14 protein-coding genes, 1 tRNA gene and 1 pseudogene are annotated in these 25240 nt (G+C 56.9%); 9 read left to right on the top strand and 7 right to left on the bottom strand.

Going from position 1 to position 25240, the window contains the following annotated elements; translation table 11 throughout:
• Positions 1–9 precede the first annotated feature (9 nt).
• The 3 genes from RE6C_RS05495 to RE6C_RS32740 all read left to right on the top strand — a co-directional run bounded on the left by RE6C_RS05495 (position 10) and on the right by RE6C_RS32740 (position 4377).
• Positions 10–534 carry a KdsC family phosphatase gene (locus RE6C_RS05495; protein WP_008654610.1) on the top strand — a complete coding sequence of 175 codons (525 nt, stop codon included), beginning with the start codon at positions 10–12 and terminating at the stop codon, positions 532–534.
• Entirely contained in the window at positions 528–3926 is a 3399-nt protein-coding gene (locus RE6C_RS05490) for a hypothetical protein (protein WP_008654609.1), read from the top strand. Before RE6C_RS05495 ends, RE6C_RS05490 begins: the two co-directional genes overlap by 7 nt.
• 184 nt (positions 3927–4110) lie before the next feature.
• Positions 4111–4377, top strand: a complete 267-nt coding sequence (locus tag RE6C_RS32740; protein WP_236617965.1) for a hypothetical protein — start codon at positions 4111–4113, stop codon at positions 4375–4377.
• Positions 4378–4577: 200 nt separating this feature from the next.
• Here the strand turns inward: RE6C_RS32740 and RE6C_RS05475 are convergent, their stop codons facing one another.
• The 3 genes from RE6C_RS05475 to RE6C_RS05465 form a co-directional block, all read right to left on the bottom strand.
• On the bottom strand, positions 4578–9392 hold the full coding sequence (locus RE6C_RS05475; protein WP_008654605.1) for a dockerin type I domain-containing protein: 4815 nt from the start codon (positions 9390–9392) through the stop codon (positions 4578–4580).
• A gap of 237 nt (positions 9393–9629) precedes the next feature.
• Positions 9630–11171, bottom strand: coding sequence for a YifB family Mg chelatase-like AAA ATPase (locus RE6C_RS05470; protein WP_008654604.1), 1542 nt, complete (start codon positions 11169–11171; stop codon positions 9630–9632).
• Positions 11172–11350: 179 nt separating this feature from the next.
• A complete protein-coding gene (locus RE6C_RS05465; RefSeq protein ID WP_008654603.1) occupies positions 11351–14905 on the bottom strand; it encodes a hypothetical protein in 3555 nt (1184 codons plus the stop codon).
• A 633-nt stretch (positions 14906–15538) separates the two neighbouring features.
• Here RE6C_RS05465 and RE6C_RS05455 point away from each other — a divergent pair.
• From RE6C_RS05455 to RE6C_RS05440, 3 genes are all read left to right on the top strand, one after another.
• Positions 15539–16681, top strand: coding sequence for a helix-turn-helix domain-containing protein (locus tag RE6C_RS05455; RefSeq protein ID WP_008654601.1), 1143 nt, complete (start codon positions 15539–15541; stop codon positions 16679–16681).
• 381 nt (positions 16682–17062) lie between these two features.
• The gene (locus tag RE6C_RS05445; protein ID WP_008654598.1) at positions 17063–18082 is read left to right on the top strand and encodes an aspartate-semialdehyde dehydrogenase; all 1020 of its coding nucleotides are present in this window, start codon (positions 17063–17065) and stop codon (positions 18080–18082) included.
• A gap of 31 nt (positions 18083–18113) precedes the next feature.
• Positions 18114–18431: a P-II family nitrogen regulator gene (locus tag RE6C_RS05440; protein WP_008654597.1), complete on the top strand. Its 318-nt coding sequence runs from the start codon at positions 18114–18116 to the stop codon at positions 18429–18431.
• Between the two features lie 219 nt (positions 18432–18650).
• Here RE6C_RS05440 and radC read toward each other — a convergent pair whose 3' ends face one another.
• The gene (radC, locus tag RE6C_RS05435) at positions 18651–19595 is read right to left on the bottom strand and encodes a RadC family protein (protein WP_008654596.1); all 945 of its coding nucleotides are present in this window, start codon (positions 19593–19595) and stop codon (positions 18651–18653) included.
• 122 nt (positions 19596–19717) lie between these two features.
• On the opposite strand from radC, the gene RE6C_RS05430 reads away from it, so the two are divergent.
• The gene (locus RE6C_RS05430; protein WP_008654595.1) at positions 19718–20056 is read left to right on the top strand and encodes a histidine triad nucleotide-binding protein; all 339 of its coding nucleotides are present in this window, start codon (positions 19718–19720) and stop codon (positions 20054–20056) included.
• Between the two features lie 500 nt (positions 20057–20556).
• Positions 20557–21222 (top strand): hypothetical protein, encoded by a 666-nt coding sequence (locus RE6C_RS05425; RefSeq protein ID WP_039961274.1) that lies wholly within the window; start codon positions 20557–20559, stop codon positions 21220–21222.
• Here RE6C_RS05425 and RE6C_RS05420 read toward each other — a convergent pair.
• Positions 21216–22412: a hypothetical protein gene (locus RE6C_RS05420; RefSeq protein WP_236617963.1), complete on the bottom strand. Its 1197-nt coding sequence runs from the start codon at positions 22410–22412 to the stop codon at positions 21216–21218. The two genes, RE6C_RS05425 and RE6C_RS05420, sit on opposite strands and share 7 nt — an antisense overlap.
• A 312-nt stretch (positions 22413–22724) precedes the next feature.
• On the opposite strand from RE6C_RS05420, the gene RE6C_RS05415 reads away from it, so the two are divergent.
• Positions 22725–22797: transfer RNA gene (locus RE6C_RS05415), tRNA-Asn, on the top strand.
• 190 nt (positions 22798–22987) lie between these two features.
• On the opposite strand, the pseudogene RE6C_RS33445 reads toward RE6C_RS05415, so the two are convergent.
• Both RE6C_RS33445 and RE6C_RS05400 read right to left on the bottom strand, forming a co-directional pair.
• Positions 22988–23866 (bottom strand): annotated as a pseudogene (locus RE6C_RS33445) (tyrosine-type recombinase/integrase); the annotation flags it as partial.
• Between the two features lie 386 nt (positions 23867–24252).
• Entirely contained in the window at positions 24253–24531 is a 279-nt protein-coding gene (locus RE6C_RS05400; RefSeq protein WP_144054667.1) for a hypothetical protein, read from the bottom strand.
• Between the last annotated feature and the right edge of the window lie 709 nt (positions 24532–25240).

The raw sequence follows: 25240 nt of genomic DNA, 5'->3' as shown, positions 1-25240 counted from the left end.
CGCCATCCCATGATTTCGGATCGTGACATCGCCGGCAAAATCAAATGCATTTTGACGGACGTCGATGGCGTCTTGAGTGACGGGAAACTGTACTACGATTCCACCGGCGCCGAGACGAAGACGTTTCATGTTCGCGACGGGTATGGCATCAAAGCATGGATGAACGCGGGAATGCACTTTGGGATCATCACGGCCCGGCACAGCGATGCGTTGACTCGTCGAGCCAAGGAATTGGGCATCGAGCACGTTGTGCAGAACTCCGCCGACAAGTGGCAATCAGCGACCGAGATGATGTCGGCAATGAAGGTCACCCCAGACGAGGTTTGCTACATCGGCGATGACGTGCCGGATATCACGGTGATGTGCCGAGTTGGATTGGCTGCGGCCCCGGATGACGCGTCGATTGATGCACGCGAAGCCGCGCACTGGATCACACGTTTGCCAGGTGGAACGGGTGCGGTGCGTGAATTGATCGAGCGTCTGATGCGTGCCGGAAACACGTGGCCGCCCGTTTCGAAAGACGCTCCATGCTGACGCAGCTGCGCGACTACTTGGTCGGCCTGTGTGTGTTGGTTGCCTCGGCCGGTCTCTACCAAGTCACCGTGGCAAAGTGGTTGACGCCGCCCGACATTGTCGCTGCGCCCGTTGCTCCACCAAAGGTCAGTACCGGCGATGCCAATCTGGACGACTTGTTCGCGGACACGGATTGGCAACGCGGACCAACGATTCGTTTGAAGACCGACGACGGGATGCTGTTGTGCAAAGAATGCACGCAGGTCGACGGTCAAACATGGACATTGAAACCGATCACGATCGTCATCGGGCGTGGCTTGAACGAAGACGGTTCCAAAGAACCCATTTTGATCTCCGCATCAGAGGGCGCGTCGATCAAGTTCGATGCGCCGTTGGATGTGATGAGTGGTGAAGCTCCATCGATCGAACGTGGTCAACTGCGGGGCGACGTGGTGATCCAGCGATCGAGCCAACCCACCTCCAACGCGGTCGGACTCGACGCATCGGCCTATCAAGTGCGTGGGATCTCCGCCGAGCCGCCTGATCCAAAGGACACGACGGATTCTGTTCTGCACATACGCACATCCAACGTCGGCATCGATCGTCGAACGATTTGGACGAATGATCCGATTCACATGCAAGTTGGACGAGCCACCATGATCGGGCGAGTGCTGACGTTGCACTTGGCCGCTTCGGCATCTTCCGCGGGAAAGTCCAGCGACGTGACCGACACCTTGGACCGGATGGAATTGGTCTATTTGCAAAAGCTATCGCTGCCGCTGGACGACCCGAACGATCCATCGCAGGATGATCCCAAAGGCGTCGTCGAAGTCCGCTGCGGCAACATGATTCAGTACGATTTTGCGCTGGATCAGTTGAGTATGAATCAAGACGTGGAGCTGATGCGTTTGCCAGCCTCTGCAGCCGCTACCACCAATCAAATCTCGCCGCCGCGGGAAGATTGGATCGATCGCTTTCGTTGTGATTCGTTGGTCATGACCCTTCGCGATCCGTTGAATTCCAAACTGCGTCGCGATGACGCGATGGACTGGATCGATCGCGTCGAAGCAACCGGATCGCCCGTCCAAATGGACATCCGGTCTCAGGCCTTCGGAATGACGGCCGGACGAATCTTGTTTGATCCGGTCGAAGGTTGGCTGATCGCGGACCCGGTCTCTGCCGCTGACGTCGCGGGAGCGATGCAGCCAAACAAAGCGTCGGCGAATGATCCCAACCGAGACTATGTGCGATTGCAACGTGGTGATCTGGAGGCGTTCCTGTCGCAGATCCGCTACCGGTTCAATCCTGCCGAACCGAAACAATTGGGAACGATCACCGTCGAAGGTAGCGGGCGTGTCTTTCACCACGCTGCGGATTCCGCGATGCGGTCATTCGCTTGGCAGAACGGTTTGCAGATCGAACCACAAGGCATCGCGACGCCCGATCAATTGCAGGTTGATTTTTCCGTTTGGTGCGAAGGGCAGTTGCACGCAATGCTGGCCGATGGCGGCTCCTTTTTGGCCGATCGAGTCGAAGGCATTTTGCGACCGGAGCCCAACAACAAACCAAAACGCATTGGCCGTTCGAACGATTCCGATGGTTCGTTGAACCAGAAATGGTTGCCCGAAAGTCTGGCCGCGATTGGCAACGTTCAAATCAATTCGTCGACGTTGCAAGCACGCACGAACCGAATGCATCTTTTCTTTCAACACGTGAAAGAAGCGGCTGCAACGAAAGCGGGCGATGGCGGTGATGACCCGATCCGAAACTGGGTGCGTCAACCCAATGCGAGTGAGTCCGCGGTCGGCGACAATCCAAACCCGATCGCATCGCAGCCCGCAACGATTCGTGGCGATATGGTGGCTGCAACTTTGACGATGGGCGACGGGGAATTGACCGCGACTGACCTCAGTGTCACCGGTGGCGTGGAAGTCACACATCCGATGAAAACTCGTGTCGCGAAAGCCGCTGCGTCGGGACGCTCGAATCAAGTGCCCGCGGTCATGTTGGCAACTTTGACCGGCGAGAAGCTGCGTTTTCGTGATGGTGGTGCGGGCGACGTGATGGAAGTGACCGGTACGGCCGGCGTTCCCGCACGTCTTCAGATGGGCGACGGCTACTTCATCGGTCCTCAAATTCAAGTTCGTCCGGAAGACAACTTTGTCTGGGTCAATGATGCGGGACAATTCGTGTTGCCGTCGCATATGCTCCCGTCGCTTTCGGTCGCCTCACGCAATCCATCGCAGTCCACCGCGCGTTGGTCCAGACCGCCGCGTTGTCGCTTTGGTGGTTCAATGACTTTCGATGGCAAAGTCGCGACGCTGGCGGGCGGAGTTGTATTGGACACGGTCATCACGCAAAACGAATCGACCAATGAGATTCAAATGCGAGGCGATCAACTGAAGTGGACGCTGACTGATGCAGTCCATTTGCGAACACCTGATAGCTTTAAGAAAACCGGCATTGCCGAGATCGCACTCGTGCAAACGGGACCGCAACCGGTGGAATTGACCGTGGACCAATTCGCTCGCGATGGAGTCCACGAATCTCGACACCACTTGCAAACGTCTCGTTTGGCGTGGGTGCCGGGCGTCGAGCCAAACCCAGCGGTTCAAAACGTGGCTGGTGCGGCTCCTGTTTCGAGCAGCAACGGCGCGTCGGGGATGATCATTGCACCGGGGCCGGGTTCTTACCGAGCTTGGTTGCGGAACGCCAAAGGCGGCAATTTGTTGACCACGAACTTGTCGGCTGGTTCAAATCCAAGTGACCAGCGGTCGGCCGCATCGGATTCGCGATCTTCCGTTTGGAATCCAGAGATGATCGAGGACCAGAACACATCTGGAGCCGCCGGCGATGCTCAGGAGCCGACCATCATGGGAGTTCACCTGATCTTCCAGGAATCGATGCAGGGTGATTTGCTGGCCAAGACCCTGACGTTCCGGCGCGGCGTTCGTGTTGCTCAGCAAACCCTGCCCGACTTCGAAACTCAGATGGACGCCAGCCGAATGGATTTGTTGTCGGAAGGCGAATCCACCATCGATTGTGACATGCTGAGGATGGCGATCGACCCCAGTGTGCCTTTCCGCCAACGCACCATGGGCGTGACCACCACAGCCTGGGAAATTGAAGCCTCTGGTGGCGTGTTGTTCCGGACTCGCACCGACAAATCGGCCGTCACTGTTACGGCGGACCGTTGCGGGTATGCCGCAGCAAAGGACTTGTTCACTGTGTTTGGTGCTCCGACGCGTCCTGCTCGATTGCTGCAGACAACGGCACTTGGCCAGCCGGGGCTGAATCTGGAAGTCGGCCATGCGACGATTCGACTGAAGACGATGGAGATCCTGTCAATGCCGACTTTCAAGGTGTTGCCGGGCGATATCTCTTCGCTCAACAATCAACCGACGCAGCGATAGTCGCCGGATAAACGACACAACTGGCACGAAGATTGCGTTGTTAACTGTCATTCGCCGCAATCAATCGATTCGAGGATCGCTTGTCCGTCGCGGACGCGAATTGAACCGCAGAGTTGTAAAGTCGATTTTGAACGGGTCGATTCACCGCGTTCTCCAAGCCATCCCATCCGAGGGAAACGAAGTCATGAGCCAATTGTTGGAAGCAACCCAAGCTGAGTGTCAGGTCAGTCGGACGTTGCAACGCATCGAAAGTGTGTTGGTAGAACACGAGGCATTGAGCCCTTATGCAAGCGACGTCGATGTCTCGGTGTACGAGTCGACCATCGTTCTGGAAGGCACCTTGCCAACGGCAGAGTTGCAGAAACAGTTGATCCCCTCCATCCGCCAAGCCGGAGTGCTCTGGAGGATCAAGAACAATGTCGCCGTAGAAGCGACCGCAACCAAGGTTTAGTCAGCTGACTCTGCCGGACATTTGTGTTGTGAGCAGGCCAAAAGTCAATCGCCGACTCGTGCGAACTGTAATCTCCGGGCCTGTAATCGCTGGGCCACTGGCAAGCTGTTCCTTCGCTGAGGACGCAGCTCGAAATGACTTTCGGCCGACAGCTTCCCACCGGGAATAGCATGGAAGTTCATCATCAAAGCAACCGATGATCATGATAAATCGGTGGTTGAAATCATGATGGCAGCACTCGTTCCACCTCGGCTGTCAACGAAAGCGGATAGTGGTTGGTCGAAGTTGCGCAAAGAAGCAAACCGCGGGTCGGAAATCGAAAGTATCAAGGCACCCTGTCGCACTTCATCTTCCGTCAGAGGAAAGATTTTGTCTTCAATAATCAATCGGGAACTGTCGTCGACACCACGCAAGTCGATTCGAATTGACTGCGAGCGGTTGATGGGTCGCGCCGACAGAAAGGGAACCACCTGAAGATAAAAAGGATCGCCGCCCAGCCCGTAGCGAACCCATCCGCTCTGAAGTTGGTCAGGCATTTCCAGCAAACGATACTCCATCGGAAACGCAAGCCACCGGGTTTGCTGAGCTGGCTGGCTTTCCTCTGTTGGCGAATTGGGATCCTGGTAGAAGAGACCTGCGAAAATGGTGTTCTCGTCAAGAATGCGATCGCCAGGCCCAAAATGAATGCTTGGCAGGTTTGGGTCTCTTGGGGTACCTGCCCCGGTATTGATTGCAGCAATTACCGCAGCCAGCTCCTGGGGATCGGGAGCCGGAACTTCCGAATTTCCCCAATGATTCCCAACCAAGATGGGCGCCTCGATGTCCCAGGGACGCTCTTCTGGAATGAACGATAACATCGTCTTCCAGTTTCCCGGCAGTCGGTTCGAGTTTGAACTCGTCGAGCTCGCGATGAATGTGACGGACTCTGCGTCGTTGGTCGGGCTCAGTGTCCGAACGTGCTGCGTGACGCCGGACGGGAGCGTCACTTTCTTCCAAACGAGATTGTCCCGATCAAGTGTCCAGGATTGACCGCCCCAGCGAATCGAGAGATCAGAAAATTCAGACGTCAGAAAACTGATTTGAGGGATCACAAGGCCGGACGATTGTTCCTGAACCTTGACGCCCCCAGCAAAGGACTGACTCACTCGCGGCAATATCGGGATCAAATGAAGAATGGCATCCGACGAGCTACCGAAGATACCCTCGAAAAGGTTGAACACGTGTGGTTCGTATGACGCGATTGTTCGTCCATCATCCGTTTGGTCTCCAGCGGCTTCAAAGAAATCGGCTCGCCAAACTTCGGAATCGCGTATGAATCGAAACGGATGTTCGCTCGTTGATCCATTCGATTGAAACGCGAAATCAAAGGCCTGATCATCGTTGATCGAGGGAAGGTCACTGAAATTTGGGTTGCCTTGGTTCGCGACTGGCATCGCGTCATCGATCCACCATGGATCCAGGCGTTCCAAAGATGCAGCCAGTGTTGCGGCACGAAACGTGATTCGACCATGATCAACTCCGGCGGGAACTTCGATTTGATAAGTGCTCATGGATGTCGCGGAGGTCAGCTGATTTTTCTCAACGGGAACACCATCGATCGAAAACTCAACCTCTGAGAGATTTGCACCATGAAAAAGCAAATTTGATCCTGGGAGATCCGAGTCGCCTGTGGCAGCAATCACTGTGGGGACGATTTCGATTCGCAATCCCAAATCGTCGGCGGCTTCTTGAGAGACAGGAAGAGTTCCCCTGGGGACGATCCATCCGCCTGCGTAATCAAAGGGCAAGCACAGGCGATATTCCCCGTCGTTGACATGATCTGCACGTATCGTGCGAAAGTGTTGCAACTGCGTGTCATGAAAAGGCAGCAACAGATCCACCCACACCGAGGGAGGCCAAGGGTTATCGCCTGTTGATGGCGAGTCGTCATGGGCGACGGTAAAGATGACCTCGCTGCCGGCCAGGTATTGATCGGACTTCATTCCTTCATACGAAAAGGCATGTCCTAGTACTGGCGTCACGTTGATCACTTGGTCCATCTGCAGGTCAGCCGATCCTTGCGTTGGCTTGTACTCGATCCGGTCTCGACCGCCCAAAGTGACCAGTTCCAATGACCGCGAGATCTCTACCGCGGTATTGGCATGAACGAAGTCGTTGCACGTCTCACTCAGCAAAACGTCTCGGCATCCCCAGGCGAACTTCTCATCAACCCAGACTTGAAAAGCACGCGAAGCAACATTCGAGAAGCCGTAATGGCGAACAGACGATCGATCACGTGATCCGGAGGTGATTTCATCCGGCAACGCGATTTGGGGAACAATTTGCAGCGGCAACGTTTGTTCGGAATCAGTCAACCGAACCGGCGCCGTCACGGCATATTCGGGAACTTGAAAGCGAGCCTTGGTTCGATCTTCGCTCACCCAAATTGGCGTCACTCTTTGCGTGAAGGGTGACTCTCGGAGAGTTTGCTTATAAATGGTGGATCCGTCTGTTGTGAATTCTAATTCCGTGAATTCACTGAACCCTGTCCCCATCACCTCAATGGTCTGGCCTGGATTCGCGGAAGAGATTGTTGGCTGGGCAGGTTCGCCAAACGTCGCTTGGGAAAGGATTGCAGTCAAAGTGCTTTCGACTGGCTGTGGCACGTCGCTCGGCCGAATCGGAGTGGGGGGAGTGTTCGCGAACAACCGCTCGCTCAACGCCATGATGTGACGAACGTCACCCCGCACATCCGGGGTCAGTGATCTGACGAAGGGTGCAAACTCGTCGGGACCTTCGCTTTCTCGAAAGACTCTCGCGTCGAAGTCGAACGCGGAGGTGACCACCGTTGAAAACGACTCTCCGAATGGAACCCCAATCGAGGTCAACAAAACTTGTTGGTTGACCGGGTCCCAGTCCAATCTTTGCTGTTCGTTTTGCCAATCTCCCGGCAGTGTGTGGAGTACCGGGATCCCTGCGTCACCTCCACTGTCCGTCACGGTAGCATCGACGGCTGAAATTTGTTCCCACTGGCTCAGGTCACGTTTCAATCGAAACCAAACTTGCCGCGTCGTTTCGAAGACCGGAGCAAAGTACAACTCACGATCGATCGCATCGAAGAGAGCTTCATTGATGATGCCGATCGTCTTGCCTGTTTCTGGATCGATGACCCAACCCGGAGTGGGACTTGATTCGTTTGACATCCAGGCAATGAGGTAGATCCCGTCAGGATTCAGCGATGATTCTGACGTTCGTTCCATTACGGCGGTCAAATCGCTGCCTGGCACCTCTTGTAGTGACTCAACTACAAACGCCTTATTGAGCACCGGCTGTGCTGATGAAAGGTCCGCCAGCAAATTGCTTCGCAGAACGCCGCCCTGTACTTCGGATGTCTGGACGTCGGATCGGATGATTTGTCCCGGACTCGCGAGCCAGAACGATTGAAAATCGTCGGTGTAAGTCAATGCATTGATCTTGCCCAATTGAGGCAGCGAAGATTGCAAAGGTTGAGGGTCGGAAACGCCGTCTGGGCCAGCGACTTGGATGAACTGAAATCCAAGGCGAGGAGCAGGGGCCAAATGGACGAGTGGCGACCACTGCGAAACGTCAGATGGCGTGATCGAATCACTCAGGTCGCGTTGTTCCCACTGCACAACCTCGTCTTCGGTGAGCAAGCGGTAAAAGTAGTGATGGCTCGAGTCGGAGTAGGCACCACCCAATGAACGGAGCACCCAGCTTTGATTGAGTCTCACGGGATCCGTTGAAATGAATCCGCGACCAATTTGCACGCTGCCATTCGGATCGGGAACGAGATGCAGATCCAACAGATGGTCCCCGTCCGACCCCAGCAATGGACCTGAAATTGCATTCCACGGAACTTGTACCGTCGCGGTTCCCGCAAGACGATCGATGTCGTGCAAGTAAGCTTGTTGGCGTTTCAATTCCGGCGGATCGTCAGTCTTGTCATTCGGTTCAAGGACGGGAAATGTAATCCGACTTCCGCCGCCAATTGGCAACGGTACTGTGATGACTTGTCCTGGATTGGCCGTCGCCACATCATCGCGAAACGCTTGCCCCCGCGCTGCGACCACACTGGTGGGATCAAACGCGTCTGATCCGCCAGGCGATTGCGTCTGCCCTTGTCGAAGCAAAAGGTCACCAGAATATTCCAAGCGATTGCCCGCCAGATCGTCCAAGTAACCATCGAGCCGCAAAGAAAGAATTTCGTTTGGGCCTAAGCTTAAGCTTTCGAGCGAGATATCAATCAGATCTCGGTTCCGATCAGCTTGTCGTTCGATCTCGAAATCCAAGGAACTCGTGTGCGAAGGATCGTCGCCCATCGCGGCGAAGGTCAGGGTCGTCAAACTGCCCGCTGTGACACCTGATGCGTCATTCACGACCAAGGACAACGAATCGGCCTCACGCCCTACATAGCTTGGCAGCGAGAGACTGGGGGAACGTTGGTCATAGAACACCTCCAAGCTCGGACGCGGCGACGACAGAGGTATGTCATCCACTTCAATGTTCAAATGGATAACGAAGGTGTCTCCCACCGAAGGTCCGTAGCTTGCAAAGACGCTCATTGCATGGTCAGGAACCCGAAAGAAATCTCCGGTTGTGTACCTGCTCAACTCGATCTCTTCATAGTGCCCGAAATTGTCTTTGCCGCTTAAAAACGCTCGGCGGCTTTCAGAAGAAGAGATTTCGGGCCAATTCAAATGTCCTTCGATCGTGAAGTCAGAGGTGATTTGATCGTCGTTCGTGGTTCCCCCGGGGGCCGTGTCATTCGCAAGACGCATCGAGTAGAGATCAGGCTGTCGATTCAGTACATTGACAACTTTAAGTGCATCCAGCGCCGACACACGACCGTCGCCACTGACATCGGGGAAAATGAGCGACCCAGAGTCACTTTCACTCACGGGATTCGCCGCGTCCTGCTGCAGTTGATTGATGACGAGCAATGCGTCGAGAGCTGAGACGCGCAGATCGCCGTTGACATCCGCGGGCAGGTAGGCATTCTGCAAATCGCCCGCCATGAGCACTCGAGCCCCAAGCCATTCAAATCGCGGTTTGCGAGATCGTTTCCGACGGCGTCGGCGTTTTGGGTTTAAGAAAAGGTCAATGACTGGAGTTCCTCAACAACACCTTCGGCGGATCGCAACTGGCAAACTTAGCTTAGTCAACAAGGAAGTGACTGTCAGCCGTTCCGGAACGCTTCGTTTTCCGACGAAGCGGCACTCCGTCTTACCGGATGGTAGCGACGTTTTCCGTCGCTACACCCAAAGATCAGCGTCGAGGTTTCGGTAGCCGATGGCTTCGGCGAGGTGCTCTTCGCTGATGTCAGGATCTCCGGCGAGATCAGCGATCGTTCTTGCCACACGTAAGATTTTGTCGTGGGCCCGAGCGGATAGGCCCAGCGATTCCACCCCGGCTTTGAGCAACGTCTTGCTGGCCGCGCTCAGTTCACAGTGCTGCCGTGTTTGTCGGCTGCTCATTTGAGCGTTGTAGCGAATCGGACTGCCATCGAATCGTTCGGCTTGCACGTCGCGAGCACGCATGACGGATTCACGCATCATCGCACTGGTCTCGCTCGACGCATCGCGCGACGACAACTCTTCAAACGGTACCGCGGGAACCTCGATGTGAATGTCGACGCGATCGAGTAGTGGCCCGGAAATCTTTCCCATGTACCGTTCAATTTGGGGCGGCGTGCAGTTACAGCTTCTTCGAGGATCTGACCTGTACCCACAAGGGCACGGGTTGGCTGCAGCTATGAGCATGAAGTCTGCGGGGAAGGTTGTGCTTCGAAGGGCTCTTGAGATGGTGACGACGCCGTCTTCGAGCGGTTGTCGCATGACTTCGAGAGTCTTGCGATTGAACTCCGGGAGCTCATCCAAGAACAAGATGCCGTTGTGAGCCTTGCTGATTTCACCCGGTGCCGGCGGACTGCCTCCGCCAACCAAGCCCGCATCACTGATCGTGTGGTGAGGGCTGCGGAACGGCCGGCGTGCCAGTAACGGTTGTTTGGCTGGAAGCTGCCCCACGGCGCTGTAAATACGAGTGGTCTCGATCGATTCCGCGGGGACAAGCGGAGGCAGGATCGTCGGCATGCGTTTGGCCAACATGGTTTTCCCGCTGCCCGGTGGACCAATCATCAGCAAATTGTGGCGTCCCGCCGCCGCGATGGTCATCGCTCGTTTGGCGGATTCTTGGCCGCGCACATCAGCGAAGTCGACTTCGTATTCGCTGAAGGCTTCAAAGATTTCTTCGACACCGCTGGGGACCGGCGGGACATCAATTTCACCGGCGAAGAATGCGACGCACTGAGACAGACTGTCGACCGCGATCACTTCGAGGTCTTCGACCACGGCGGCTTCGGCAGCCGATTCGGATGGCACGACCAATCCCTTCAGCGATTTGTCTTTGGCTGCTTCGATTGCGATGGACAGTGCACCTTTGACCGGTCGGGTAATGCCTTCGAGTGCCAGTTCACCGACAACGGCGTAGTCTTCCAGGCGATCGAGCACCAATTGACCGCTGCCCGCCAACACTCCCAAGGCAACCGGCAAATCGAACGAGGGCGCTTGTTTGGGCAGGTCACCGGGAGCCAGGTTGATGACCACGCGATCTTGCGGGCGGATGAAGCCGCTGTTGACGATCGCTCGTTCGACGCGGTGGGTGGATTCTTTGACCGCCGCTTCTGGCAAACCGACCAAGATCGTCTTGGGCATCGCGGCTGGAGAAATATCGACTTCGACATCGACCGGCATCGCTTCGATACCGAGCAACGTGAATGTTTTAAGACGTGCGAGCATGCAGACTATCTCATTCGAATCGCGGGCCTTGGCCGAAAAGTTCCATCCAAGGTCAAGGTAGCGGGCGTGTGGCAACCCACCAATCGTGACGGTGCACCGATGTCGCCGCAACTAGGTATGCGACATTCGCTTGGGAGGCCCGCATCGCGAAATCGTCTGCGAATGTTGGGGAACGGGCTTCAGCCAGAGGATCTCCAACCACGGCGGAATGCTTCGAAGGCATCGCGGACAGCGGCGGGAGCTTGGCGGCGGTTGCCGCTGTCTTGCAATCCTCTCTGCCCATCTTGTTCACCTGGTTTGGATTCAGAACGCATGCCCTTGGGAGCTCGCATCCCCAAACTACGCAGCGCCTCTTCGACGTCGGATCGGTCCAAGTTGGGATCCGCATCCGGTTGGTCGATCGGTTTGACGTTTTGCCAACGCTCTCGGAATCGTTGCAAGTCTTCCGGCGTCCACTTCAGTCGATCAAGCAAATTTTGATCAGGGTCCTGACGAGTTTCATCGAGGTAGTCGAGCACCATGTCGGTGGCTCGTTTGGTGTATTCCAAGTCAGCTGGATCGGCCTTGGGCAGTTCGGCTTCGCCTTCGCCTGAACCATTCAAGTTTCCGCTGGCCGTTGAGTCACCGGTGAAGTTGGATGATTCACTCCCGTTGGAATTGGATTGCGACGGAGTTCCATCCTTGTTGGTGCCCGCTTTTTCTGAGCCGCCCTGTTCTGGATTGCCTGGGTCTGAATTGCCCTGGTCTGAATCTCTCGGGGAAGCGTCCGACGAAGCATCTTGATTCGATGAGCTTTGATCACCAGCTTGATCGCTGGAGGTTCCCTGTTCGGAGGCATTGCGATCGGAGGCGTCTTGATTGCCCGGGTTGTCTTGCTGGTCAGAGTTCTGCGTGCCGGCTTCGGACGAGCCGTCTTGCGAACCATCACCATTTTCCGATGAGGACGATCCATCCTGCGTTTGCCCAGGTTCGCCCGATTGTCGTTCTGAGTCTCCCGGGGTTTGTCCCGGGTCTCCTGTTTGAGCGTCAGCGGATTCTGAGCCGGATTCGCCCGACCCGTTTTCCGATGCCTCTTCGCCGGTCGAGCCTTCGTCCATGCCGTTGTCGTTGGATGAGTTGCCGCTGGACTGTTCCGAACCGTTCTGTTCGGCACCTGGGTTGTTTGCGTCACTGGATTGTGACTCTGAGCCGGCTCCTCGTTTGTGGCCTTCTTGCGAATTCCCGTCTTGCGAAGTGCCTTTTTGAGGGTTCGGGCTGTTCGAGTCGTTTCCAGCCGGATTGTCACCGGACTGATTCTCGCCGGATGGTTGTTGGCCGCCCTCGCGTTCTTGCTGTTCTTTCAAGTAGTCATTGATGCGTTCGAACGCTTCCGCGTCATCCTGCGGTGCGGATTGTGGTTGGCGTGAACCGCCGGATTCTTGAGAGCCTTCCGACTTTCCTGAAGTGCCGTTCGATCCGTCTTGATTGCTTCCCGACTCAGACGTTTCCGACGAGCCTTGTTCACCCGCTTCACCGCTTTGCTGGTTGGTGTTTCTTTGGCCGCCTTCGGGTGCACCATCGGCCGACTGTTGTGCATTGTTGGGTTGGCCCGCTTCGTTCTCTCCGGCTTCACCACCGGTTGAGTTGTCTTGGCCTTCTGACATGGCGTTCGGGTCGCTCGAACCTTCACCGGGATTTCCCGCAGAAGATTCACCTGGTTCGGACCCATCGTTGTTGTTTGAACCAGAGGCACCGTCACCGCCGTTTGATTCAGATGGATCGTTTGGATCGGAGTCACTTTCCGATGATTCGCCGCCCGATGAATTGCCATCGGAATCGCCGCCGCTGCCGTTTTCGTTTTTCCCGGTTTGCTCGGAATTGGATTCGCCGGAGCCACTTTGGCCTTCACCCCCCTGGCCACCTTGCTCGGATTGTCCGCTCTCGCCGCTGCCACCGCCGCCTCCTGATTGACCGTCTTCGCCAGCGCCAGAACCATTGGGCGAGCCACCATCGTCGGGCGTTTGGCCGTCGTTGTCGTCCTGGTCTTCCGGGGTTTGTTCTTCTGGATCGCGGCCGGCAACGATCTGCAACCGAACGGGTTCTGTTCGCGTGATGCCAGGTTGAATGTTTGGATTGTTGGCGTCGCGTCGATTGTCCGTCGCGACTGCCACCACTTCAACTTCATCACCGACCATCAATCGTGATGCGCGCGAACCACGACGACCGGCATTGGACAAAATCATGCGTGATGGGCGGAAGCGATACTCAGCGATCTGGTTGCCCTTCTCACCAGACTCGCTCTTCCACAACGACGCACGAGCGATCAAGTCGATCCCGCGACGGATCTCGATTTCGATTTCGGACAATCCAAAGTCCACATCCGCTGCGTGAATCTCAAACAGTTGTTGAGCGTCCAGTGGAACGGGTTTGGGAGATCGTCGAGGGACCACGATGGTGATCTCTGGCGGTAGATCACGAATCACTTCGATCGGATAAACGATCGGGTCGGAATTGGTTTGTTCAGCTTGGTCCCAAACACGAATGCGATAGCTTTCCAGTTCAACCGCACGCGTCGCGACTTCTCCACTGCGAAGATCAAACGGCAACTCCAGCGACCTGCCATCGTCGCTCAGCGTCATCTCACGGACGCCCGCCGTCGCGCGAACTTCTTGGCCCATTGGTTTAGGATTGAATTCGACCACCGCACGAGCCACCGGGCGATTGACTCGGGCTCTCAAGATCACTCGTGTTCCATCGACGCCTCGAATCGAACCGCTGCGTCGAATGCGAGATGATTCTCCGGTGTACGCTGGTGGTTGATATTGAACTTCGGTGACACTGACGACGGGTGTGTCGCGGATTGTCCACTCAAACGGTCCCGCGACCGCGTCGCCTGCCACGATCTCGTAACGTTGGACTCCACTGGCTTGATGGGAGACTTCAATGGATGCGGCGTAGGCGGTGGTCGACGTGGTGCTGGTCGACTCGTCCATTTGCATCTCAGTGGATCGGCCGTTGGACGTCTCGTTGCTTGAAGAGCTGGACGATTCTTTCGCGTTCGAATTCAGCCAACGGAACTCGACGGATTCTTCTTCTCGCAAGCCACGGATGTTTGCGGAAACCACCACCGTCCGCCCAGCCAAAATCTCCGCATCGCCCGGTTGAACGTCAGTGATCTGGACTCGATTAGCAGGTCGAATGTCGGCCGCGGGAGCCATCAACCGCGCGGCTGATTGCAATGTGTTCTTGGGAGACGCGATCGCGTAGATCATCAGAACCGACATCAAAGCGATCGTCGCGATCCACCATCGCAGCAACCCGGTGGCTTCTTCGGGCAAGGCATCAATCGATCGCAACTTCGCAGCGGTGGTCGCACCGATCGACTGGACGACTCGTTTGGACAGGTGACCTTTGGAAGTCGCGTCGCCGGAGTCCTGAGCGGTCAACGTGATGTAGCTGGAAAGGGCATGTCCCAATTCCGGATGGTCTCGCTCAAGGGCTCGCGCGGCGTAGTCGGCACGAACCGATGAACGCATCACCGGCCAAACCGAACGGACGATGTGAACGGTCGCTGCAACGATCGCGATCGTTGCAAAGACCAACCGGCCGATGGTTCCCGGTGACCAAATCCATTGGTCCATCACGACCCAGGCCAGCATTGCGGCCATCGCCACCAGAACCCCGCGAAGCATTTGACGTGTCAGTTCGGCTCGCCACAGCGCGGACCGAGCCGCATCGATCCGGGTTTGGATCAAAGTGTCGTAGGCCGGTTTCGCTTCGCCCGAAGGTGACCGAGATTCGGTGCCGGTCGGCGATGTTTGCGAAGCGGGCTTGCGGGGGGACGAGGCGACGGACAAGCGGTCTATCCAAAAACGAATCGATCAAACGCCAGAACCTGCCGATGGCGACCACAACATTCCTGGCGAGACAACGTTGCAATTCTATTCGATCGGCGATCCCGTCGCCTTGGAAGCATCTTCTGTATCAATCAAAACATTTGTTCTGTCGGGTGCTGTATGTTATTCGCACGAAGAAAGTTCAGGTCACCAGCCTTGGTTGGGTGACTTGAATCGCTCCAAACGGGGTGGCTTCGTTCGTTTACAACGATTTCGCGGGCATCAGTGTGGATACAAACGACCGATTCGCTAAAGAGTTGTTACCGGTGAATCCTCGCTGTGAACATATTGGGGGACTTATCAGAGACGCGGATCGACGGGCGGTTTTCCGGCCGAAGATCTTTAGATTTGCTACCGGCTGCTTTTAGTCGACTTTCCGATTCTGCCGCGTTGGGGCAAGATACAGACGGCGATTCGTGAGATTGACACCGTTTTCAGTCTGACGCGGCACGGATTTCAACCTCAACCTTTTCCACCTATTCCAAATCGGCCATGAGATACGCTTTTCGGCTCGCAGAACTGCTTGGGCACACCCCTGATCGGCGCAAACGCCCCGGTACGATCAAAGCGATCGTCGAACACACCGGATTGGATCGACACCAGGTTGCTTCGCTGCTCAAAAACGAAGCCAAGTACATCCCGTTGGATGCCCTGTCGCGTTTGTGCGATTACCTGATCGATCAAGGGCACGCGACGGCGGATCAATTGCCCGGTGCCTTGTTTGCTGTCAACGCAGAAAACTTCTGGGAGCAGTTGGCTCGCCGAAGCGACATCGAAATCGTTGTCGGTGTTCGACAAGGCGAAGGCAACAACTCACCCGAAAACGCCATGGTCGTTGCCAGCGACTCGGTGTTGGTTGGCGAATTGCTCAACGGCATCTCGACCTTGGGCGGTGTGGCCAAACACATCGGCGAAGGCCCCGAGTCAAACGCGACGACTTCGGTGCCCATGCCCGATCGCATTCAGCAATCGTTGGTGTGGAGTCCCGGCCAAGTCACGTTGGAAGACGCTCGAGCTCGTGCGACGGAAGTCTTCGAAGGATTCACCGAAGCCCAAGGCGACCGCGGAATGGTTTGCATCGGCAGCGTGAAGAGCAACCCGGCCGTCGAGCTGTTGTTCTCCGATGCGTTCGGATGCACTCCGTTTGTGACCGAAGACGACGTTGACGACGTATCAGCTCGCAGTTGCCCGTTCTTCCTTCGGTATCGTGACAGCGACCCAAAACCGGGTGCCGCTTCGGCTGGCATGCGTCTGAGCAAGAACATGGACGCACCGGAACCCGGCTTCTACTACGAAAAAGACGACGGCACTTGGGAGTACGCTGGCGGACAAGGCAAAGACACCGCGTTGGTGTTCTACCTGTTCCACGAAGCCCTCGGTCGCCTGGACATGGTGCTCAGCGGATTCTCCGGCCGAGCCACTCGCTTGCTGGCCAAGACGCTGGCAATCCGCGGCGAAGAATTTTGGCCACCTGTCTATCACGAAGCGGGCGTCCAAGTCGGTGCGTTCTTGGTTCAGTACGACGACGCGGAATCCAAACCCAGCCGCGACGATTTGCTCTACAACACTGGCGGAGCCGCCAAGATCATGCCTCTGTCCCGCGAAGCGATCGCACGCCGAATGGCTCGCCGCTAGGATGAACCGAACCCGTACGATGGACTTCCAAGTCCGTCGTGCTGGCGTCTTCGACGGGCTAGGAAGCCCGTCGTACGGATTTTGACGCCCGTCGAGGGGTGTGCTTCGTCCAAGGAAACGATCGGCCGCGAACCTGAAAGCGGGTGCGGGTGTCTCCGGGGCGACTCGGGCTTTTTTAGCTCACCAGCTTTTTCAACTTGCCGGGTGCTGTTTCCCGTTGCGTTTGCGTCTGGAAAGACCAAACTGGTGGCATGAAAACCGCTGCCGGGAACTCACGTTCCGTCCGATCGCGAATCGAACGCGTTTCGGGACGTGATGAATCGCTGGCGGCTGAAGACTCGTTTCCCTCCCCACTTTGTTTCTCCGTCTCCTGATCCACTCATGTTTGATTGCGTTGCACTCGTCGGTGCCACCGGTGCCGTTGGCCGAATCGTTCTGGACCAGCTCCACGCTCGCAAGTTCCCCATGCGGAAACTGCGTTTGCTCGCCTCGGCTCGCAGCGCCGGCACCCAAGTTCGTTACGGCGACGAAATGCTGACCGTCGAGCTGATGGAACCGTCGGCCTTTGAAGGCGTCGATCTGGTCATCGCCAGCACACCCGATGAGGTCTCCGCTGAGTTCACGCCTTGGGCGGTCAAAGCCGGCGCGATCGTGGTCGACGAGAGTGCGTATTGGCGGATGGACCCAACCGTCCCGTTGATCGTTCCCGAAGTGAACCCCGAAGCGGTCGATGGCCACCAAGGTGTCATCGCCAGCCCCAACTGCAGCACGACTCAGATGGTCGTTGCACTCGCTCCGCTGCACAAAGCCGTTGGTATTCGCCGGGTCATCGTCAGCACTTACCAAGCGACCAGTGGAGCTGGCTTGGCCGGCAACGTCGAACTCGAGTCCAGCACGCGAGCCAGCCTCGACGGGCAAGCCCATTCGCCAGAAACATTTCAACACCCAATCGGATTCAACCTGATTCCGCAGATCGGATCGGAAAAGCATCTCGGCTACACCAGCGAAGAGATGAAGATGGTGCACGAGACTCAAAAGATTCTCGGCGATGATTCCATCCAAGTCTGCCCGACCGCCGTTCGTGTGCCTGTCGCGATCGGACACAGCGAATCGATCTTGGTCGAAACCCGTGAGCCGATCACTGCCGCAAAAGCTCGCGAGCTTTGGGAAGCCGCTGATGGAATCACCGTGGTGGATGACTTGGATTCCAAGTCCTATCCCATGCCGCGTGATTGCGACGGCAAGGACGATGTCTTCATCGGTCGAATCCGCCAAGACATCAGCTCCGAAAACGGAATCGCGTTCTGGTGCGTCAGCGACAACCTTCGCAAAGGTGCCGCGACCAACGCCGTTCAAATTGCCGAGTTGTTGGCCAACAAACATCAACCCGCCGCCGGATGATGAGCTGAGCTATCGTGTCATACCCTTCTGAATGCCGGATGCGATCATGAAACAAGTCGTCACCGTCGTTTCACCGCATCTGGCCGAGAACGTTCTCGCAGCCCTTCGTCGGGCTCCGCTGGAAGGGTTGAGTGTGATGGAGGTCAAAGGCTACGGCCGCCAAAAAAGCTACCTCGATCAGTACCAAGACACCGAGTACTCGGAAGCCTTTGTGCCCAAGGTCGAGATCACTCTCTGGGTCGATGACCTGCGTCTCGAAGAGGTCCTCGACAAGATTGTCGAAGTCACTCGCACCGGCCGCATCGGCGACGGCAAGATCCTGGTCATGCCGGTCGCGTCGTTCATTTGAACCTGCCAGCCGTTCGCCATCTCGTCGCAACCCGCCGCGCTATTAAGCCGTTTAGGCGTTCGCCTCGGTTCCACCATCACAGAACCGGGCCTAACGGCCGCCGGCTGATTGGTGCCGTGATCCTCCGTCGCCCGTAGCTGGAATCGCCAGATTTCAGATCCCCGCTATGCCTTCGTAACCCGCCGCGTGAGCAAGGCCGCACGCAGAGCCCCGCGACTATCAGCATTCTCGCAAGCTCAGGCATCGCTCCTTCGCGACAACAATATGGTCCAGCACTGAGATGCCGATCAGCTTGCCGGCCTCCGTCAATCGCTCCGTCACCGCATGATCTTCGCGGCTGGGCGTTGGGTCGCCTGACGGATGGTTGTGCACCAACAACACCGCGGCGGCCGCGTCTCGGATCGCCGGCCGGAACACTTCGCGAGGATGCACCAGCGAACTGTCCAGCGTTCCCACTGTGATGCGATGCGTTCGGATTGGTTTGTGCTTGGTGTCCAGCGTCACGATGTGGAACTCTTCCTGCACCGCATCGCCAGCCAAGTAAGCGAACTTCTGCGCGCAGTACTCGGTCGCTTCCGTGGTGCTTGTGATTTTGACAATCTGCACCGGACGTTCGCGAGCCGCTTCGGTTGCTCGCCGGCCCAGTTCGATCCCCGCCATGATTTGGCAGTAACTGGCTTTCGTCACCGCTTTGGTGATGTGTCGCAATTCCGAAACGCTTTGTTCGCGAATCGCATCCAGTTCCTCATCGAAGTGATTGGCCAGCTTTGTGCCTCCCGTCGTGGCCGATTCACCGACCACGCCGACGCGAATCAGGATCGCCAGCAGGTCCGCGTTGGACAGCGACGCCGCACCATCACGCAACAAACGTTCTCGCGGTCGTTCTTCTTCCGGTCGCTCTTTGACTTGATCACCATGGATCTGATCTTGGATCCATCGGTCAATCAATTGGATTGGATCCGAGGAGGCCCATGTGTAGTGAAGTTCATCGTCGGAATGAACGCGTTCGAGCACACCGGCTCGCACCACTGCGTTGATGGTTCGTGTGACAAAGCCCGCTTGGGTTTCCTCCACCAATTCAGTGAGTTCGCTTTGGCGAAACTGAGAGTGATAGGCCAACGGGTAAAGGATGGCTTGCAAACGTTGACGTCGGGTTTCGCTCATCGGGCAACTCTTCGACCTCGAACATCTAGGAATTCGAACACAGCGAAGATAACCTAAATTCACTCCACGCCTTTTGTTGGGCATCAATTTGACGCGCCCGCGACCTCCGTTTGTATCGCAATATGACATCCATCTTCTCGAAAATCATCGCCAAAGAAATTCCGGCTGACATCGTCTACGAAGACGACCTGTGTCTGGCGTTTCGTGACATCGCCCCCAAAGCTCCCACGCACATCTTGGTCATTCCCAAACGCGAGATCGTGTCGCTCGCGGATTTGACGGACGAGGACCAGGAGGCCATGGGCCGCTGCGTCGTCGTCGCATCCAAAGTCGCGGCCGAGGAAGGTTTGGGCGACGGATATCGGTTGGTCGTCAACACGGGCTCCGACGGCGGCCAAGAAGTCCCGCACGTCCACTTTCACCTGCTCGGCGGCCGCAAAATGACCTGGCCACCAGGCTGAGTCCCGCCCGTCCGCAGGCCGCACGACCACACGCCAACGTAGCCGGATTCGCCAAGAATTCGGACCGCACAAGAACCGGGCCTAACGGCCATCGGCTAATCAATTCAATGACCCGCTATCGTCGTTCGTCATAACCCGCCGCGTTAGCAAGGCGTCTTTACCGCGCGATCAGAGTAGAACATTTGTCTCAAATGTTCCGTCGAGCCCCGATTCCATCCATGCCCCGTTGTTCTCCCTTCACCACGCGATCCCCGACGCCCACAGATCGTAGCCGAATTCGCCAGAATTCGGACGGCACAAGCTTCCCCACCCGCCGCGTCAGCAAGGCAACTCCCGCCAACTTGACCCTTTTTCCAGCCACTTCTCAATTCTTCCCTCGCTCACATTCAATTTGGGTGGAGTTTGCCGGCTGAGGTGCCGATGACGAAACAAGGCGATTCATTCAAGTCGAATGCGTCGTTCATTTGTCCCTCCACCTGTTCGAGACACGGATCGTCCCGATGAAATCCTCCTGTGCTGTCGTGTTGACGCTGGTCTGTTTGCTGATGTCGACCGGATGTGTCGGTCCCATGTGGAACGCTTGCGGCCCCTGTGGTCCTGGAGTCGGTTGCGACAGCGGCGTCTGCGGTGATTCCTGCGGCGGTTGCGATTCCTGCGACGGATGCGGCGAACTGTACATCGACCCGTGGATCAACGAACCCGCCGATTGCTACGACCCGTGTGACTCGTGCGGGAACTACAACGGCCAATCTTGCGGCAAGTGCCGAGCCGTCTTCACCGGCATCAAAAGCATCTGGGGATACAAACGCGACGGCTGCGGAACCGCCTGTGACACCTGTGCCGGAGGCCGGCCACTGTTCCCGCCTGCCGACCTCGGCGGATGCGATGGCTGTGGCGGATGCGACTCGTGCTCGACCGGTTGTGATTCGTGCTCCGGTGGCTGTGATTCGTGCTCCGGTGGCTGTGACTCTTGCTCCGGAGGATCGTATGGTCATTCGTCCGAGGGTGTGATCCTTCACGAAGGCGAAACGATCATCAGCGACAGCGGTCACGGGCAAACCTCGACCGTGGCGGCTCGCACCGCCCAGAACCGTCGCAACTCGCCGGCTCGCCAGATCTACCGCACGCGAACCGTCAACGGGCAACAGCCAACCTTGGCCTACTGAGCGGAAGGTTGAAGCCACGGCTCGGTATGGCAAACCGGCCAGCCTCGATGGTTCACTTCGGCAATGACTTGTGCGTCCGCCTCGTTGGGAACGAACAGACAAACGTCGTTGGCATCGAGGGAATCCAAGTCAACATCGCCGAGTGCCCGCCATTCTTTTTCCGCGGTCCAATCCTGGTCGCGACCTTCGGCTTGATAGAGATAGCGTTCGTCGGCGGGCAAGTCATCTCGGACCGACGCTGGGCCGTAGACGACCGGTCGCACTCCAATCGCTGTCGCGGCCGATCGCCGAATCGCGATTCCAAACGGTTCGTAGTCCCACCGCGAGATGTGGGACCGAAACGTTCGCCGGCGCAGCAATTCTGGCAGCGGCACGGCGGACAGACAAACCACGCGGTGTTCACTCTTGGATGTGGTCGCTCCCGCAATCAAACGCCGCATCCGCACGATGCGTCGCAGTGAGTCCAGCGTTTCTCGCGAGGCCGCTTCGTCAGACCCCAGCAGCATCTCGTCGTAGTACTGAGGCCACGACTGGCCTGGCCAAGGCCCATCGCAACGACGCGTGCAGTGAACCAACCATTCGTCTTGTTCCAGCACGTTTGACTCACGCGACTTATCGGCGGCACTGGGTTGGCTTCGTTCTGCCTGATGGTCCAAGGTCGCATGACATGACCGTGGCAGGAACCTTCCCAACGCTCCGGCTTCCAACAACCTTTCGGCTGCCCTGGGATCATCCATGCCAACCCGCACTCCAAACGGATCGACTTCTAAGCGTCGCAAAACCGCTTGTTCGATCTTTCCGCCACGGCGAGAGTGCAACACATCGATGCGGTCGGCCACCGCGACGACCCATTCATCTCGATCGATGGTGAATCGCGGTTTGCAAGAAGAGGACTTTGCTGGAGAGGGCAACTGGCGAGCGGTCCAGCGAACCAGCGGCACGTCGAACGTTTTGGCGGCTTGAGCGACCCAGGGATCCGCCGCCGACTTCTCTACGGTTATCACGTGCATATGTCGCTCGCGAGCGTCCAGCATCGAAGCGGCCAGTTGCCGGGCCATTTCACGATGTCGGACCGGGCTGTGCCCCAGCCGACTGGAGACCGGTGCCAGAGCTGGTTGGGCGGGCAAACCGAGATCGCGGCAGAGAGAGTGGAATGACGCCGGCGTCAGTTGCCGAGCCAGATCCGGCATCAGATGCTCAAGCCGCCGCCACCGCCTGCCAGCCCGTTTTTCAGCGTCCGAGGAGGTGCTGGAGCCACGTGAGTGATCTGGGTTGGATGGAGCGTCAGGACGCATGGCCGAGCCGTGGGAAGCGGGAGCGAACCGTTGGGAGGGCAAGTTCGGAAGCAAACGTTTGTCCACGTTAGCAGTTTTGCGGGTCCGGATAGGCAGGCGGCGTCAAAACGAATCCCTCCGGAATGAAAATCCAGAGAAAACCCGCCTTGAATCGCCACCGATCAGTAGCTAACATTCGCCCCACGACGAGTCGGAACCGGCTCGTGATCCCCTGTAGCTCAGTTGGTAGAGCAGGCGGCTGTTAACCGCCTTGTCACAGGTTCGAGTCCTGTCGGGGGAGCTGAGGCAACATTACCTGGGCATTTTGCGTCGTACTGACCAAGATATCCCAGGTTTTTTTGTGCCTCGTTGGCTGTAGATGGCTGAGTACGAGCAGGAATGGGACCGCCAATGGGACCGCGGTCCCGTTCGCAGCTGAGGCCAGTCTCAGTTGTCGCCCCTTCTTCCCAGTGGGCAGGCGTCACTTGCAGATAGCTCTTCTCGGCCACGCGTGCCGAATGTCCCATCCACGAATTGACGACGTGGTTGGCAAAGCGTTCTTCCAACTCCGTCCGACGGGAAGCTCGCAGGTTTTGAAAGGTCTTCTCCCACGGCTCCAGACCTGCTCGCTCGATAATGCGATTCATCTGGGTGCCAAGATTGGAAGAACGGCTGTACCGCGTGACGCAGCGGAGATCGCCGTCTTCGGCCAAGTAGAACGCCTCTTCCAAGATTGGGCGGAGCTCAGGAAAGATCGGAGCGAAGCGAAGTCCTGTTTTGGGCGAATCGATGCGAAGCCTAGCTTGGTCCCACTGAACGTCGGACCATTTCAAAGCCGTGATCTCGCAACGTCGCAGTCCACCGTAGCGAGCCAGTGCGAAGATCAGACGCCACTGAATGCCAGGGCAGGCATCGAGAACCTGCTTTGCGGATTGCCGGTCGACAAAGTGATCGCGGCTGCGGTTGACCTCTTCACCGCCTTTGATGGCGTCCATGGGGTTCGAAGGGATCAGTTCGGCATCGACAGCCTCTGCAAACATCGTCTTCGCGCGTTTGACGTGCTTGGATGCGGTGGACGGTGCCATCGTTCGGACGACCTTTCCGTCTTTGTCGATACGAGCCGGTTGTTCCATCAACCAGCGCTGCCAAGCCTTCGCATCAGCTTTGGTGATCGTATCCAACTGGTGATCGGCTCCAAACTTGCCAACCAGAAAACGTTTGGTATGCCCGTACTTTTCCCGGGTCGCTGCGGACACATCAGTCCTTCCTGCGATGTATTGATCCAGGAAAGGCCCCAATGTCTTTTCAACGCTCGTGGCTGACTTGGTCAGCGGTTGAATCAGCTTCCAATTTTCCAAGGTCTCACGCATCCGGCCCTCGAGTCCATTAGCCCACCGAACCGTTTCTGCATCGGGTTTGGTGTTGGACTCGATCGCATGAACCAGCTCTTCGATGTGTCGCTTGACCGTCTCAGCGTTCCGTTTGCTGATCTTGCCAAGATAAAGCGATTTGCGTTTTCGGTTCAGGTAGAAGCGAAGTCGCAGCCCCTGCCGACCGCGGTCGGATTCTTTCGTCAAACTTGCCATTGTTGCGTCACCTACTCGCATTCACCAAAGAAAGAGAGCAGCGGCGGCCGGGTGGTGAAGCCCGGTTTTCGGATGTACGGTCCTAGCCGCTGCAGTTGAAACATAGATGCTCACCGGTTCAAAGGAAAGGTTTGCACCGGCGTTTGTCCGGTCGACAACAAGCCGTTTGCTCATTCGATCAGCACCTCTTCCCGCTTTGCATATGCAAACGAAGAGAGCGGAATTTCTGGGCGAGGACCGGGCAGTCGGGCAACTTTGATCGAGTTAGCAGTCCCGAAAAGGTTGCTTCCCGATTTGTCTTTTCCATCGAAGAAGCCTGCCTTATCCAAGTCCGGCACAAGAACGACATTCACATCCTTGAAGAGCCGAGCATGTTTCGCAGGCACGTGGTTTCCGGGAGTGCCACAGGCCAGATATCCCAGTTCTGTGAGGGCGGCAGCGTCCTTCAAGCCCTCAACGATGTACCAAGTTTCACCCGGCTGAGGAAGTCGACCCGGGAAAAACATCCCGGACGAACCCTCACCTGGAGCGTTCAGCCCCTTTCCGTAGTCGGTCATGTCAAAGTACGAGTGAACGTCCCCGTAGCAGTTATAAGCATCAACGCGAATAACAGGTTTTCCGTTGCGGGTTTCCTCCCTCATGCCAAACTTACGAAGAGCCTCACGAGGAATCTTCTTCGCCCTGCAGATTCGCTTGGTCAGGTCACCTGATGCAATTGGAACGCTTGGCACGTTACGACAGGGCAGACCCAGGTATTCAGCGATAGCCGCAGCTGCCTCTTCCTGTGGTTTTTCGCGGGATGGTTGGCTCCGCCACCTTGCCACCGTAGGCGTTCTTATTGGCCGGACACACTGCCATTTCTACACCCAGGATGTACCAGTCGAATTCCGCCAAGCCGAGCTTCTTAACCAGCCAGGTCGACTGATTTCCTTTTCAGGTCGCGATGATCTCGTTTCTGAGGCTTGGCACTCGCTCGAAACTATCGGCCAATCTTCTGCGGAAAAATTTATTTGCGAGACGATTGAATTCAAGGTCCTGCAGGAAAGCCAATGTTTTCCGCATCAAAACCATCTAACAATCTCTAACGACGAATGAGTGTTAGAGGTAGCTAGAGTCATCTAAAGTGTTTTTAAGTTGCTCCCGAACGCAATGTGATGG

Origin of the sequence: Rhodopirellula europaea 6C (genome assembly GCF_000338295.1) — a bacterium.
Classification (GTDB): Bacteria; Planctomycetota; Planctomycetia; order Pirellulales; family Pirellulaceae; genus Rhodopirellula; species Rhodopirellula europaea.
This window is presented reverse-complemented; position numbering and strand designations above follow the sequence as displayed.

Bases quoted from the DNA above. Each gene is read 5' to 3' on its own strand.
- RE6C_RS05430 (WP_008654595.1), top strand. From the start codon at position 19,718: ATGACATCCATCTTCTCGAAAATCATCGCCAAAGAAATTCCGGCTGAC.
- RE6C_RS05495 (WP_008654610.1), top strand. From the start codon at position 10: ATGATTTCGGATCGTGACATCGCCGGCAAAATCAAATGCATTTTGACG.
- RE6C_RS05420 (WP_236617963.1), bottom strand. From the start codon at position 22,412: ATGCCGGATCTGGCTCGGCAACTGACGCCGGCGTCATTCCACTCTCTC.
- RE6C_RS05490 (WP_008654609.1), top strand. From the start codon at position 528: ATGCTGACGCAGCTGCGCGACTACTTGGTCGGCCTGTGTGTGTTGGTT.
- RE6C_RS32740 (WP_236617965.1), top strand. From the start codon at position 4,111: ATGAGCCAATTGTTGGAAGCAACCCAAGCTGAGTGTCAGGTCAGTCGG.
- radC (WP_008654596.1), bottom strand. From the start codon at position 19,595: ATGAGCGAAACCCGACGTCAACGTTTGCAAGCCATCCTTTACCCGTTG.
- RE6C_RS05455 (WP_008654601.1), top strand. From the start codon at position 15,539: ATGAGATACGCTTTTCGGCTCGCAGAACTGCTTGGGCACACCCCTGAT.
- RE6C_RS05425 (WP_039961274.1), top strand. From the start codon at position 20,557: ATGAAATCCTCCTGTGCTGTCGTGTTGACGCTGGTCTGTTTGCTGATG.
- RE6C_RS05445 (WP_008654598.1), top strand. From the start codon at position 17,063: ATGTTTGATTGCGTTGCACTCGTCGGTGCCACCGGTGCCGTTGGCCGA.
- RE6C_RS05475 (WP_008654605.1), bottom strand. From the start codon at position 9,392: ATGGCGGGCGATTTGCAGAATGCCTACCTGCCCGCGGATGTCAACGGC.
- RE6C_RS05440 (WP_008654597.1), top strand. From the start codon at position 18,114: ATGCCGGATGCGATCATGAAACAAGTCGTCACCGTCGTTTCACCGCAT.
- RE6C_RS05470 (WP_008654604.1), bottom strand. From the start codon at position 11,171: ATGCTCGCACGTCTTAAAACATTCACGTTGCTCGGTATCGAAGCGATG.